This is a genomic window from Thermus sp. H19.2 (assembly GCF_054979525.1).
The window spans coordinates 1,933,883-1,946,077 of record NZ_CM143429.1; the positions used below are offsets into that span (position 1 = coordinate 1,933,883).

15 protein-coding genes and 1 rRNA gene are annotated in these 12,195 nt (G+C 68.0%); 6 read left to right on the plus strand and 10 right to left on the minus strand.

Annotation, left to right across the window (positions count from 1 at the left end; all coding sequences use genetic code 11):
- Positions 1 to 4: 4 nt before the first annotated feature.
- The 5 genes from ACY5J6_RS10450 to ACY5J6_RS10470 all read right to left on the minus strand — a co-directional run bounded on the left by ACY5J6_RS10450 (position 5) and on the right by ACY5J6_RS10470 (position 5,092).
- The gene (locus ACY5J6_RS10450) at positions 5 to 970 is read right to left on the minus strand and encodes an NAD(P)H-dependent glycerol-3-phosphate dehydrogenase (protein WP_462844991.1); all 966 of its coding nucleotides are present in this window, start codon (positions 968 to 970) and stop codon (positions 5 to 7) included.
- Positions 967 to 1,965: a hypothetical protein gene (locus ACY5J6_RS10455; RefSeq protein WP_462844993.1), complete on the minus strand. Its 999-nt coding sequence runs from the start codon at positions 1,963 to 1,965 to the stop codon at positions 967 to 969. The genes ACY5J6_RS10450 and ACY5J6_RS10455 overlap by 4 nt, the downstream gene beginning before the upstream one ends.
- Positions 1,966 to 1,968: 3 nt before the next feature.
- Positions 1,969 to 2,520, minus strand: coding sequence for an orotate phosphoribosyltransferase (gene pyrE, locus ACY5J6_RS10460; RefSeq protein ID WP_462844995.1), 552 nt, complete (start codon positions 2,518 to 2,520; stop codon positions 1,969 to 1,971).
- A 5-nt stretch (positions 2,521 to 2,525) separates the two neighbouring features.
- Positions 2,526 to 3,299, minus strand: a complete 774-nt coding sequence (gene pyrF / locus ACY5J6_RS10465) for an orotidine-5'-phosphate decarboxylase (protein ID WP_462844997.1) — start codon at positions 3,297 to 3,299, stop codon at positions 2,526 to 2,528.
- A gap of 273 nt (positions 3,300 to 3,572) precedes the next feature.
- Positions 3,573 to 5,092, minus strand: a 16S ribosomal RNA gene (locus ACY5J6_RS10470).
- Between the two features lie 127 nt (positions 5,093 to 5,219).
- Here ACY5J6_RS10470 and ACY5J6_RS10475 point away from each other — a divergent pair.
- Positions 5,220 to 5,888, plus strand: coding sequence for a PIG-L deacetylase family protein (locus ACY5J6_RS10475; protein ID WP_462846527.1), 669 nt, complete (start codon positions 5,220 to 5,222; stop codon positions 5,886 to 5,888).
- Positions 5,879 to 6,298 (plus strand): archease, encoded by a 420-nt coding sequence (locus tag ACY5J6_RS10480; protein ID WP_462844999.1) that lies wholly within the window; start codon positions 5,879 to 5,881, stop codon positions 6,296 to 6,298. Before ACY5J6_RS10475 ends, ACY5J6_RS10480 begins: the two co-directional genes overlap by 10 nt.
- Here the strand turns inward: ACY5J6_RS10480 and plsX are convergent.
- From plsX to ACY5J6_RS10505, 5 genes are read right to left on the minus strand one after another with little or no spacing between them, the layout of a single operon-like run.
- Positions 6,287 to 7,267 carry a phosphate acyltransferase PlsX gene (plsX, locus tag ACY5J6_RS10485; RefSeq protein WP_462845000.1) on the minus strand — a complete coding sequence of 327 codons (981 nt, stop codon included), beginning with the start codon at positions 7,265 to 7,267 and terminating at the stop codon, positions 6,287 to 6,289. The genes ACY5J6_RS10480 and plsX overlap by 12 nt on opposite strands.
- Positions 7,264 to 7,596: a thioredoxin gene (trxA, locus tag ACY5J6_RS10490; RefSeq protein ID WP_054638712.1), complete on the minus strand. Its 333-nt coding sequence runs from the start codon at positions 7,594 to 7,596 to the stop codon at positions 7,264 to 7,266. Before trxA ends, plsX begins: the two co-directional genes overlap by 4 nt.
- 58 nt (positions 7,597 to 7,654) lie before the next feature.
- A complete protein-coding gene (locus ACY5J6_RS10495) occupies positions 7,655 to 8,029 on the minus strand; it encodes a S1 RNA-binding domain-containing protein (protein ID WP_054638711.1) in 375 nt (124 codons plus the stop codon).
- A gap of 56 nt (positions 8,030 to 8,085) precedes the next feature.
- Positions 8,086 to 8,565, minus strand: a complete 480-nt coding sequence (gene folK, locus ACY5J6_RS10500) for a 2-amino-4-hydroxy-6-hydroxymethyldihydropteridine diphosphokinase (RefSeq protein ID WP_462845002.1) — start codon at positions 8,563 to 8,565, stop codon at positions 8,086 to 8,088.
- A 13-nt stretch (positions 8,566 to 8,578) separates the two neighbouring features.
- Complete coding sequence (locus tag ACY5J6_RS10505) at positions 8,579 to 9,373, minus strand: hypothetical protein (protein ID WP_462845004.1); 795 nt, start codon at positions 9,371 to 9,373, stop codon at positions 8,579 to 8,581.
- Positions 9,374 to 9,514: 141 nt separating this feature from the next.
- Between ACY5J6_RS10505 and lysJ the strand changes: the two genes are divergently transcribed.
- Genes lysJ through ACY5J6_RS10525 form a run of 4 tightly spaced genes read left to right on the plus strand, consistent with a single transcriptional unit; the run spans position 9,515 to position 12,194 of the window.
- On the plus strand, positions 9,515 to 10,702 hold the full coding sequence (gene lysJ, locus ACY5J6_RS10510; protein ID WP_462845005.1) for a [LysW]-aminoadipate semialdehyde transaminase LysJ: 1,188 nt from the start codon (positions 9,515 to 9,517) through the stop codon (positions 10,700 to 10,702).
- Between the two features lie 4 nt (positions 10,703 to 10,706).
- The gene (locus tag ACY5J6_RS10515) at positions 10,707 to 10,910 is read left to right on the plus strand and encodes a DUF1902 domain-containing protein (RefSeq protein ID WP_054638177.1); all 204 of its coding nucleotides are present in this window, start codon (positions 10,707 to 10,709) and stop codon (positions 10,908 to 10,910) included.
- The gene (locus ACY5J6_RS10520) at positions 10,907 to 11,146 is read left to right on the plus strand and encodes a type II toxin-antitoxin system HicA family toxin (protein ID WP_462840793.1); all 240 of its coding nucleotides are present in this window, start codon (positions 10,907 to 10,909) and stop codon (positions 11,144 to 11,146) included. The genes ACY5J6_RS10515 and ACY5J6_RS10520 overlap by 4 nt, the downstream gene beginning before the upstream one ends.
- Positions 11,118 to 12,194: a [LysW]-lysine hydrolase gene (locus ACY5J6_RS10525; protein ID WP_462845007.1), complete on the plus strand. Its 1,077-nt coding sequence runs from the start codon at positions 11,118 to 11,120 to the stop codon at positions 12,192 to 12,194. Before ACY5J6_RS10520 ends, ACY5J6_RS10525 begins: the two co-directional genes overlap by 29 nt.
- The last annotated feature ends 1 nt before the right edge of the window (position 12,195 follow it).

The window sequence follows — 12,195 nt, forward strand, 5'->3', positions numbered from 1 at the left end:
GGCATCACTCCTCCTTAGGCTCCCGGGCCATGAGGGCCTTGAGGGCCGCCAGGGGGTCCAGGCCCCCGTAGGCCACCTGGTAGACGGCCTCGGCGATGGGAAGCTCCACCCCCGCTTCCTTTCCCCAGGCCACCATGGCCTGCACCGCGTAAAGCCCTTCCACCACCCCCCGGTCCTCGAGGCGCTCCCGGGCCTCCCCTCGCACCAGCCTCTCCCCGGCCCCGCGGTTGCGGGAGTGAAGGCTGTAGGCGGTGGCCAGGAGGTCCCCAAGGCCCGCAAGTCCGTAGAAGGTGGCCTCCTCTCCCCCAAGCGCGGTGCCGAAGCGGACCATCTCCCTAAGGCCCCGGGTGAGGAGGGCGGCCTTGGCGTTGTCCCCAAGCCTGAGGCCATCCACCATGCCCGCCGCCAGGGCCAGGACGTTCTTCACCGCCCCCCCAAGCTCCACCCCCCGCCGGTCCCGGCTGGTGTAGACCCGGAAGGTGGGCCCAGAGAAGAGGGCCTGGACCCGCCGGGCGAGGTCTTCCGGCCCCGCGGCCACGCTGGCCGTGGGGAGGAAGCGGGCCACCTCCTCGGCGTGGTTGGGCCCGGAAAGGACCACGGCGGGCCTACCGGTCAAGGCCTCCACCACCTCCGCGGGCGTTTGGACTTCCTCCTCGTAGTAGAGGCCCTTGGTGGCGGAAACGTACCAGGGGGCCGGGGGAAGGATGGCGAGGGTCTCCCGCAGGGCCTTGGAGGGCACCACCACCACCGCGAGCTCCACCCCCTCCAAGGCCTCCTCGGGGTCGTGGGTGGGGTAGAGGTAGGCGGGGAGGGCCACCCCGGGCAGGTGGTCCTTGTTCTCCCGAGATGCCCTAAGGGCCTCGGCGTGCTCCCGGCGCCTCGCCCACAGGGCCGTGGGCACCCCCTTGCTGGCGAGGAGGACGGCCAGGGCCGTCCCCCAGGCCCCCGCGCCCAGCACCGCCACCCTCATAGGAGGAAGACCACCTCCCAGGCCTCGTACCAGGCGGCGAGAAGGAGCACGTAAGCCCCCAGATAAAAGGCCAGGAAAAGCCCCCTTAGGCCCCTCCTATACCCCTCCCCCCGGAGGGTCTTGAGGAGGAGCACAAGCCCCCCAAAGGTCACCAGGATGTAGGCCTGGAGCTCCAGGAGCAGGGTGGGCAGGTGGGCCAAAAACATCCCCCCCAGGAGGACCGGGGAAAGGGCGAAGCCGAAGACCAAGTAACGCAGGGCGTTCAAGAGGAGAACGGGAAGTCCCAAGAGGAGGGCAGGGAGAAGGCCGGTGAGGAGGAGCCCCTGGGTGAAGTTCCAGTGGAAGATGACCCCCGCCAGGACCAAAACCCCCTTCCCCACCGCCCCTTCCAGGCCTAGGGCCTCGAGGGCCCCCCCGAAAAGGGTCTGCAGGGCCCGGGCCAGCTCCGGCATCCCGTAAGCCATCCCCGCCCCCAGGGCGAAAAGGCCGTAAAGGAGAAGGTTGGTGAAGAGGTAAAGCCTCCGATGACCCCTAAGGAGGGCCAAGGCCTCCAGCCACCAGGCCCGGAAGGGAGAGGGCTGAAAAAGAAGCAGGGTCCAGAAGAGGGAGAGGAAGAAAAACCCCCACCCCGCCCCGGGGGTGAGGAGGTAAGGGGGCACCCCCAAACCCTGGGGGCGGAAATAGACCCGCCGCACCCTCTCCCCTTCCAGGGCCACCACTACCTCCCCCACCTCCTCCCCGAGGGCGGCCGGGAAGTAGACCCGGCCCTCCTCCACCCGGGGGCTTGCCAGGTTCACGGAAAGCCCTTCAGGGGGTGGGGGGAAGAGGGCGTAGCGCTCCAGGAGCTTCGGGACCTCCTCCGGGGGGGCCCTAAGGACCTCCTCGAGGCCCGGGGATAGCTCCCCCCTAAGCCAGCGGGAAACGGCTTCCTTGGCCACCTCCTCCGGGGCCGCGAGGGCTAAAGCGAAGAGAAGAAGGAAGGCCAGGCCCCGCATCGCCTAGACCTCCTCCAAGGGCACCCCCGCCCGGCAGAGGGGACAGGCCTCCTTCGGGTACTGGGGCGCCTCGAGGCGGGCCAGGGCCCGGAAGGGCACGCCGAAGTCCACCCCTTCCCCGCTCCGGTCTACCAAGGCCCCCACCCCCACCAGCACCCCTCCCCGGGCCTCCGCCGCTTGGATCGCCTTGCGGACGCTTTCCCCGGTGGTCACCACGTCCTCTACCGCCAGGAAGCGGTCCCCCGGGTTCACGGTGAGCCCCTTGCGGAGGGTCATGCCCCCTTGGCCGTCCTTCTCGGCGAAGAGGGCCCTGGCCCCGAGGGCCCTCGCCACCACGAAGGAGAGCACCACCCCCCCGAGGGCGGGGCCGATGACGAAGTCCACCTTCTCCTCCTCAAAAAGCTTTCCCAAGGCTTCCCCCACGGCCTCGGCGTAAAGGGGGTGCTGGAGGAGGGCCGCCGACTGCAAAAAGAGGGGGGAGTGAAGGCCCGACCTGAGGAGGAAGTGGCCCTCTAAAAGAGCCCCCGTCCTCCGGTAAAGCTCCAGGACGTCCATCCCCCCTACTCTACCAAAGCCTTAAGGAGGGCCTCCGCCACCCGCGCCGCAGCCTCCAGGTCCGGCCTTCCCTCGGGGTAGTAAAGGGCCCGGCTCGCAGCAAGGAGCAGCCCTTCTCCCCCAAGAGGCCTTCCCCCCTGGGCCCCCACCCCGGGAAGGAGGAGGGGGGCGTGGGGGGCGGCTTCCCGCACCGCCCGGACCGCCTCCGGGTAGGTGGCCCCCACCACCATCCCCACCCGGCTCCAGGGGCCCTCCCGGTACCCTTCCCCCTCCCGGGCCAGGGCCCAGGCCAGGTGGAGGTAAAGAGGCCTCCCCTCCACGGGGAGGTCCTGGAGGAAGCCGGAGCCGGGGTTGGAGGTCTTCGCCAGGACGAAGACCCCGCCCCCCGTGCGGGAGGCGGCCAGGAAGAAGGGCTTTAGGGCGTCCAGGCCCAGGTACGGGTTCACGGTGAGGGCGCTTCCCGGGAAGGCTTCCAGATACGCTTGGGCGTAGGCCTCGGCGGTGGAGCCGATGTCCCCCCGCTTCCCGTCAAAGATCACGGGGAGGCCCATGACCCGGGAAGCGCTGGCGAGCTCCACCAAGAGCTCCATCCCCCTAGGCCCCAGGGCCTCAAAGAAAGCGAGCTGGAACTTCACCGCCCCAAGGCGGGGAGCCAGGGCCTCCAAAAGCTCCAAGGTGTAGCGGCGGATGTGGGCCAAGGGCTCGGGACCGTGGAGCTTTGGCCTTGGGTCCACCCCGAGAACGAGGGGGGGACGGGAAAGGGCCTCGAGGAAGTCCATGGGCTTCACTATAGGGCCTGACACCCTGAACGCCCAAGAAGGCCGAGGTCAAACAGACCCTTCTGCACAACGCCAAAAACGCCGCGGGCTGGAACAACACCTCCGGCCACCCCCACCCCGAGCCCTTCCTTAACGTGCGTGGGTTTTAAGAAAAAGCCCCGCCGGGGCCAGGCCTCGGCGGTAAAAAAGCACCCCCCCGTTATGGGGGGGTGCGCTGCCGACCAGAGCGGAGCGGCTTGAAAGCGCGGGAACAGGCTTAGAGTTACTCCTTAGAAAGGAGGTGATCCAGCCGCACCTTCCGGTACAGCTACCTTGTTACGACTTCGCCCCAGTCACGGGCCCTACCCTCGGCGCCTGCCCGTAGGCTCCCGGCGACTTCGGGTAAAACCCGCTCCCATGGCGTGACGGGCGGTGTGTACAAGGCCCGGGAACGTATTCACCGCGGCATGGCTGATCCGCGATTACTAGCGATTCCGGCTTCATGGGGTCGGGTTGCAGACCCCAATCCGAACTACGCCCACCTTTTCGCGATTCGCTCCCCGTCACCAGGTCGCCTCGCTCTGTAGTGGGCATTGTAGCACGTGTGTCGCCCAGGCCGTAAGGGCCATGCTGACCAGACGTCGTCCCCGCCTTCCTCCCGCTTTCGCAGGCAGTCCCGTTAGAGTGCCCGGCCTCACCCGCTGGCAACTAACGGCAGGGGTTGCGCTCGTTGCGGGACTTAACCCAACATCTCACGACACGAGCTGACGACGGCCATGCAGCACCTGTGCTAGGGCTCCCCTCACAGGGCACCCCAGGCTTTCACCCGGGTTCCCCAGCATGTCAAGGCCTGGTAAGGTTCTTCGCGTTGCTTCGAATTAAACCACATGCTCCACCGCTTGTGCGGGCCCCCGTCAATTCCTTTGAGTTTCAGCCTTGCGGCCGTACTCCCCAGGCGGCGCGCTTAACGCGTTGGCTTCGGCCCCCAGTAAACCCAAAGACCTAGCGCGCATCGTTTAGGGCGTGGACTACCCGGGTATCTAATCCGGTTTGCTCCCCACGCTTTCGCGCCTCAGCGTCACGAACGGACCAGGTGGCTGCCTTCGCCATCGGCGTTCCTCCCGGTATCTGCGCATTTCACCGCTACTCCGGGAATTCCACCACCCCCTCCCGCCGTCTAGCCTGAGCGTATCCCACGCTCCCCCACGGTTGAGCCGTGGTCTTTCACATGGGACGCCCCAAGCCGCCTACACGCCCTTTACGCCCAGTAAATCCGGGTAACGCTCGCGCCCTCCGTATTACCGCGGCTGCTGGCACGGAGTTGGCCGGCGCTATTACCCCGGTACCGTCAGCCCCCTCCACAGGGATTTCGTCCCGGGTTCAGGAGTTTACACCCCGAAGGGCTTCCTCCTCCAAGCGGCGTCGCTCCGTCAGGCTTGCGCCCATTGCGGAAGATTCCTAACTGCTGCCTCCCGTAGGAGTGGGGCCCGTGTCTCAGTGCCCCTGTGGCCGGCCATCCTCTCAGACCGGCTACCCGTCGTCGCCTTGGTGGGCCTTTACCCCACCAACCAGCTGATGGGACGCGGGCCCATCCGGAAGCGGGCAAAACCCTTTAAACGTACCCCACAGGGCACGTCCACATGGGGGATTAGCCCGGGTTTCCCCGGGTTGTCCCCCTCTTCCAGGTAGGTCACCCACGCGTTACTCACCCGTCCGCCGCTGACCACGGAGTAAAACCCCGCAGCCCGCACGACTTGCATGTCTTAGGCACGCCGCCAGCGTTCACCCTGAGCCAGGATCAAACTCTCCAAGAAAAAACGCCTAGAAGGCGTCTTGTGCTTGCGTTTGGCCTATTCCCGCGCTTTCAAGATCCCCCGCCGGTCCAACCGGCGCAACATTGAATGTACCAGGGGGGAGGCTTTCTGTCAAGATGGGGGCATGGTGGACCTCCTGGTGGTGGTGCCCCACCCCGACGACGAAACCTTTGGGGCAGGGGGCGCCCTCCTTTTGGCCAAGGAAGCCGGGCTTAGGACCGGGATCCTCACCCTTACCCGGGGGGAGGCGGGGCGAACCCTGGGCCTTTGCCCCCCGGAGGCCCTGCCCGAGGTGCGCCTGGCGGAGCTTAAGAGGGCAGCGGAGATCCTCGAGGTGGACTTCCTCGAGGCCCTGGCCTTCCCCAACGCCCTTCCCCCAAAGAGGGAGGGGGAGCCCAGGGGAAAGGTCAGCGGCAGGGGGCTCGCGGACCACCCCGAGGCGGCCCTGGCCATCCGCGAGCGGCTTCTTAGCCTTAGGCCCCGGTACGTGCTCACCTTTCCCCCGGACGGCATCAACGGCCACCCCGACCACGTGGCGACGAGCCGCTACGCCTGGGAAGCCGCGGAGGACCTGGCCCAGGTGGTCTACTTCGTCCGCCCCCAAGGCCCCTTTCCCGTGACCCACCGGTTGCGCCTCCCCGAGTGGGCCCTGGCGCGGAAGCTTCAGGCCCTGGCCCAGCACAAGACCCAGGCCCTTTCCGTTCTGGCCTTTATGGAGCAGTACCCGGAGCGCCTCTGGACGGAAACCTTCCACCTGGCGGGCGCCACGGGGGAGAAGGAGGGGGCGTGGTGGTGAGGCCTTTAGCGCACACCGCCGACGTGGGCTTCGCCCTGGAGGCGGAAAGCCTAGAAGGCCTCTTTCAGGCGGCCCTCCAAGGCCTTCTGGAGGTGATGTTCCAGAACCCGCCCCGAAGGGGCCAAAGGAGGCGCAGGGTGGTCCTGGAGGCCGAGGACCTGGAAACCCTCCTGGTGCGCTACCTGAACGAGCTCATCTACCTGATCCAGACCAAGGGCTTCGTGCCCGCCAAGGCCCGGGTGCGCATCTTTCCCCAGGAAGGGGGCTTCCGCCTCGAGGCCACCCTCCTGGGCGAGCCCTTCCAGGAAGCCTTCGGCTTCCAGGGGGAGGTGAAAAGCGCCACCTACCACGGGCTCTCCGTGGTTCGGGAGGGGGGCTTGTGGAGGGCCCAGGTGATCCTAGACGTGTAGGGCAGCCAGGCCCTGGCGCACGCGCTCCACAAGGCCCGCTTCCACCAGGGCTTTGGCCCTGAGGAGGGCGTTTTTCACCGCCAGGGCGTCGGCGGAGCCGTGGCCGATGAAGACCGCCCCTTCCACCCCCAAAAGGGGCATGGCCCCGTATTGGGCGGGGTCCACCCGCTCCTTGACCCGCCGGAGGGCCCCCCGGGCCAAGAGGGCCCCCAGCCGGGCCCAGGGGGAGGAGGTAAGGGCCTCCTTGATCCAGGAGAAGAGGACCCTGGCCTCTCCCTCCGCCAGCTTCAGGGCCACATTCCCCGTAAAGCCGTCGGTGACCACCACCTCTGCGGTGCCCAGGAAGATGTCCCGCCCCTCCACGTTGCCGTAAAAGCGGGGACCGAGGGCCCCCTTAAGGAGGGGATAGGCCTCGAGGACCAAGGCGTTCCCCTTCCCCTCCTCCTCCCCGATGGAGAGAAGGCCCACCTTGGGCCCAGGGACGCCGCTGGCCTCGGCGTAGGCCAGACCCATGGCGGCGAACTGGACGAGGAAGGAAGGGCGGCAGTCGGCGTTGGCCCCCCCGTCCAGGAGGAAGGTGCGCCCCCTCTGGCTCGGAAACTCCACCAGGAGGGCGGGCCTTTCCACCCCCCTAACCCGGCCCAGGGTGAAGAGGGCCGCGGCCATGGTGGCTCCGGTGTGGCCCATGGAGACCACCGCCCCCACCTCCCCCCCCTTGAGGAGGCCCATGGCCACCATGATGGAGCTCTGGGGGCGGCGGCGCACCTCGGTGGCGTGCTCCTCCATGGGGATGTGGTCCGGGGCGTGGACCAGGGGAAGGCTTCCCCCATGGCGGGCAAGCTCCGCCTTCAAGGCCTCCTCATCCCCCACCAGAACCACCTCCACCCCCTCCCGGGCCGCCCACAAGGCCCCCAAGACGGTGACCCCGGGGGCCTGGTCCCCCCCCATGGCGTCCAGGGCGATTCTCATGCGCTGGGAGGCAGGTGCTTCTCTATCTTGGCCTGGAAGTTGCGCTTGGGTTGGGCCCCCACCAGGACCTCCACCGGCTGGCCGTTTTTGAAGAGGATCACCGTGGGGATGCTCATCACCCTAAAGCGCATGGCCGTCTTGGGGTTCTCGTCCACGTCCAGCTTGGCCACCACGAGCTTCCCCTCGTACTCCTTGGCCAGCTCCTCCAGGATGGGGGCGATCATCCGGCAAGGCGCGCACCACTCGGCCCAGAAGTCCACCAGGACCAGGGGGTGCCCCCCCAGGGTCGCGTCAAAGTTGGCGTCGGTCACCTCAATGGGCTTCCCCATACCCCACCACTTTACGGCAAAACCCGGGGGCGTACACCCCCGGGGCCCATACCGCGGCTTAGCGCTTCCTTTTGCCGCCCTTCTTCTTGCCTCCACCAAAGCCCCCCGTGCCCCGGAGGAAGCTCTTGAGTTTGTTCTCAAACTCGGGGGACTGCTTGGGCAGGCGCCGGGGCCTGGGAGGCGGCCCTCCCTCGGGGGCCGGGGTCAGGTCCTTGATGGAAAGGTCCAGGCGCCCCTTGGGGTCGCGCCCTTTCACCATGACCTGAACGATGTCCCCCTCGTTGAGGAAATCCCGAACGTTTTTGACGAACTCGTGGGCGATCTGGGAGATGTGCACCAGGCCCTGTTCTCCGCCCGGGAGCTCCACGAAAGCGCCGAAGTCCGTCACCCGCACCACGCGGCCCTCTACGATGCTTCCCGCTTCTAGCTCCACTTTCCTTCTCCTCGCGCGGTCTTGCCGCGATGCCCCCACTATAGCACAAGGGCCCCCTAGGGACGGTAGGGCCACACCCCTCGAGGCTCCAAGGCGGCCAGGAGCTCGGCGAAGGTGCGGCCCAAGAGGGGGTGGCGCCCCTCGGGGATGAGATCGGAGAGGGGCACCAGGACGAAGGCCCGCTGGTGCAGGCGGGGGTGGGGCACCCTCAGGCCCTCCTCCTCCAAGACCAGGTCGCCGTAAAGGAGGAGGTCCAGGTCTATGGTCCTGGGGCCAAAGCGCTCCTTCCGCTCCCGGCCCAGGGCCTCCTCTATGCGGAGCATCTCCTCCAAGAAGGTCCTTGGGGGAAGCCCCGTCTCCACCTCGGCCACCAGGTTCAGGTAGCGGGGCTGGGGCGGGCCCACGGGGTCGGTCTCGTAGACGGGAGAGAGGCGGAGAAGCCGGGTCTCGGGCAGCCGAGAGAGGGCGGAAAGCCCCGCAAGGAGGTAGCCCGCCCGGTCCCCCAGGTTGCTCCCCAGGCCCACGTAAGCGCGCACGGGGCCATTTTAATCAGAGGGCGAAGGCCAGGGCGAGGTTCAAGAGGTTCGCCCAAAGGCCCCACACATCCTCCGGGCCCTTCTGCGCCGAGAGCCGGAAGGGGGCCTGGAGGCGAAGCTGCGCCTCCACCCCCTCCCCTAGGGAAATGCGGTAGCCCAGGTAGGGGAAGGCCATCCAGGCGTCCCCCACCCGGTGGCCCAGCCCCAGGCCCAGGAAGGCGTCCCCCAGGTAAGCCTGGGCCCCCAGGGCGGGGAAGAGGGCGCCGAAGCCCGCAAAAGCCCACCCCCCAAGCCAGAAGGCGTAGCCCCCCTCCTCGTAGGCCAGGGCCGGGGTCAGGGGCAGGCCCGCGGGGAAGGGCACATAGAGGCGGAAGCGGCCTTGGGGGTCAAGGGAGGGGGTGAAAACCTCCCGCCCCGAGGGATAGTAGCGGAGGCCGAGGCCGAAGTGAGCCCCACCCAGGCCGTAGAGGGGAGCCATGCCTTCCAGGAAGAGGGCGAAGGACTCCCCCAGGAAGGCCTCGAGGCCCAAAAGCCCCGAGGGGCGCGCAGGACCCCCCTCCAACCCAAAGCCCAGGTAGTAGGCTCCAGGCAAGCCCCAAAGGGGGGACAAGGGGTTCGTGGTCCCCCCCCGGCGCAGGTAGAGGTGGGCACTGTACTCCAGGTTGTGGTCCACCCCCACCCGCCCCCACACCCCACCCAAAAGAGCCCCACCGACGCTGAAAACGCTCCGGTCCATTCCGCCCAGACCGAAAAAGACCTGGGCCTGGGCCAGGGAGAAGAGGGCAAGAAGCGCCACCCACCTTGCCATGGCTCCATGCTATTCGGGTTGACACCCAGGGGCAATCCCCCTAGCCTTAGGGGGATGGGGCCCCGGGGCAAAGCCTGAAGAGGCCCGGGAAGCGGCGCTTCCCGGGCGGCCCCCGGGGCTTTTCTTTAGGGGAGGTGCCAGGTGGAACGCGCGGTGAAGGAAGACTGGCGGGCCCTCTTGGAGGCGGAGAAGGCCCTGGACACCGGGGTCTACACCAAGCACGACCTCCTCCTCGTCCGCGGCCAGGGCGCGAAGGTGTGGGACGCGGAGGGCAACGAGTACATAGACTGCGTGGGCGGGTACGGGGTGGCCAACCTGGGCCACGGCAACCCCGAGGTGGTGGAGGCGGTGAAGCGCCAGGCGGAAACCCTCATGGCCATGCCCCAGACCCTCCCCACCCCCATGCGGGGGGAGTTCTACCGGACCCTCACCGCCATCCTCCCCCCGGAGCTCAACCGGGTCTTCCCCGTGAACTCGGGCACCGAGGCCAACGAGGCCGCCCTCAAGTTCGCCCGGGCCCACACGGGCAGGAAGAAGTTCGTGGCCGCCATGCGGGGCTTCTCCGGAAGGACCATGGGAAGCCTCTCCGTCACCTGGGAGCCCAAGTACCGGGAGCCTTTTTTGCCCCTGGTGGGGCCGGTGGAGTTCGTCCCCTACAACGACGTGGAGGCCCTGAGGAAAGCGGTGGACGAGGAGACGGCGGCGGTGATCCTGGAGCCCGTGCAAGGGGAGGGGGGCGTGCGCCCGGCGACCCTCGAGTTTTTGCAGGCGGCCCGGGAGATCACCCAGGAAAAGGGCGCCCTCCTCATCCTGGACGAGATTCAGACCGGGATGGGCCGCACGGGGAAGCGCTTCGCCTTTGAGCACTTCGGCATCGTCCCCGATATCCTCACCCTGGCCAAGGCCCTGGGGGGCGGGGTGCCCCTGGGCGCCGCGGTGATGCGGGAGGAGGTGGCGCGGAGCATGCCCAAGGGCGGGCACGGGACCACCTTCGGGGGGAACCCCCTGGCCATGGCCGCCGGGGTGGCCGCCATCCGCTACCTGGAGCGCACGAGGCTTTGGGAAAGGGCCGCGGAGCTTGGGCCCTGGTTCATGGAGAAGCTTAAGGCCATCCCCTCCCCCAAGATCCGGGAGGTGCGGGGCATGGGCCTCATGGTGGGCCTGGAGCTCAAGGAAAAGGCCGCCCCCTACATCCAAAGGCTTGAGAAGGAGCACCGCGTCCTCACCCTTCAGGCGGGGCCCACGGTGATCCGCTTCCTGCCGCCTTTGGTCATCGCCAAGGAAGACCTGGAGCAGGTGGTGGAGGCGGTGAGGGCGGTGCTAGCATAGGGGGATGAGGCAGCGTTACCGCGTGGTGGTAGAGCGGGACGAGGAGGGCTACTTCGTGGCCCACGTGCCCGAGCTTCGCGCCCACACCCAGGCCCAAAGCTTTGAGGAGCTCCTCCAGCGCCTGCAGGAAGCCATCGCCGTATCCCTGGAAGAGGAGAAGGCCGAAGTCGTAGGCCTGGAGGGCGAGCTAGAAATCGAGGCCGCGTGAGCCCCCGCCTTATCCCCATCACCGGCCAGGAGCTCGTCCGGCTTCTGGAGGAGGAAGGGTTTCAGGTGGTGCGGGTCCGGGGAAGCCACGTGCGGCTTCGGCACCCCGACGGCCGCGCCACCACGGTACCCGTGCACCCGGGGGAGACTTTAAGGCCGGGGACCCTCCTTGCCATCCTAAAGGACGTGGGCTGGAGCAAGGAAACCTATGAGCGGAAGCGCCTTGGATCCCGTTGAGTTCCTAAAGGGGGCCCTGGAGATCCCCTCCCCTTCCGGGGAGGAGCGCCTGGTGGCCGAGTATCTGGCCGAGGGCATGGCGCGCCTAGGCCTAAGGGGCTTCGTGGACGAGGCGGACAACGCCCGGGGCCAGGTGGGGGAAGGGCCCGTCCAGGTGGTCCTCCTGGGGCACATTGACACCGTGCCCGGCCAGATCCCCGTGCGCCTGGAAGGGGGTAGGCTCTTCGGCCGGGGGGCGGTGGACGCCAAGGGGCCCTTCGTGGCCATGGTCTTCGCCGCGGCGGGGCTTTCGGAAAAGGCGAAAAAGCGCCTCACCGTCCACCTGGTGGGGGCCACGGAGGAGGAGGCCCCAAGCTCCAAGGGGGCCCGGTTCGTGGCCCCCCGCCTCAAGCCCCACTACGCGGTGATCGGGGAGCCCTCGGGCTGGGAGGGGATCACCCTGGGCTACAAGGGAAGGCTCTTGGTGAAGGCCCGGCGGGAAAAGGACCACTTCCACTCCGCCCACCACGAGCCCAACGCCGCCGAGGAGCTCATCAGCTACTTCGTGGCCATCAAGGCCTGGGCCGAGGCCATGAACGTGGGCCAGCGCCCCTTTGACCAGGTGCAGTACACCCTCCGCGACTTCAAGGTCCACCCCGCCGAGCTCAAGCAGGTGGCGGAGATGTTCTTTGACCTAAGGCTCCCTCCAAGGCTTCCCCCCGAGGAGGCCATCCGCCACCTCACCGCCTACGCCCCCCCCACCATAGAGCTGGAGTTCTTCGGCCGGGAAGTCCCCTACCAGGGGCCCAAGGACACCCCCCTCACCCGGGCCTTCCGCCAGGCCATCCGCAAGGCCGGGGGGAGGCCCGTGTTCAAGCTGAAGACGGGTACGAGCGACATGAACGTCCTCGCCCCCCACTGGCCGGTGCCCATGGTGGCCTACGGCCCCGGGGATTCCACCCTGGACCACACCCCCCACGAGCACCTGGAGGTGGAGGAGTTTCTCAAAGGGATTGGGGTTTTGCGCCAGGCCCTCGAGGCCCTGGCAGAAACGCACCCGCCGGGATAGG

Bases quoted from the DNA above. Each gene is read 5' to 3' on its own strand.
- pyrE (WP_462844995.1), bottom strand. From the start codon at position 2,520: ATGGACGTCCTGGAGCTTTACCGGAGGACGGGGGCTCTTTTAGAGGGC.
- ACY5J6_RS10450 (WP_462844991.1), bottom strand. From the start codon at position 970: ATGAGGGTGGCGGTGCTGGGCGCGGGGGCCTGGGGGACGGCCCTGGCC.
- ACY5J6_RS10455 (WP_462844993.1), bottom strand. From the start codon at position 1,965: ATGCGGGGCCTGGCCTTCCTTCTTCTCTTCGCTTTAGCCCTCGCGGCC.
- trxA (WP_054638712.1), bottom strand. From the start codon at position 7,596: ATGGGGAAGCCCATTGAGGTGACCGACGCCAACTTTGACGCGACCCTG.
- plsX (WP_462845000.1), bottom strand. From the start codon at position 7,267: ATGAGAATCGCCCTGGACGCCATGGGGGGGGACCAGGCCCCCGGGGTC.
- ACY5J6_RS10515 (WP_054638177.1), top strand. From the start codon at position 10,707: ATGAGGCAGCGTTACCGCGTGGTGGTAGAGCGGGACGAGGAGGGCTAC.
- pyrF (WP_462844997.1), bottom strand. From the start codon at position 3,299: ATGGACTTCCTCGAGGCCCTTTCCCGTCCCCCCCTCGTTCTCGGGGTG.
- ACY5J6_RS10505 (WP_462845004.1), bottom strand. From the start codon at position 9,373: ATGGCAAGGTGGGTGGCGCTTCTTGCCCTCTTCTCCCTGGCCCAGGCC.
- ACY5J6_RS10525 (WP_462845007.1), top strand. From the start codon at position 11,118: ATGAGCGGAAGCGCCTTGGATCCCGTTGAGTTCCTAAAGGGGGCCCTG.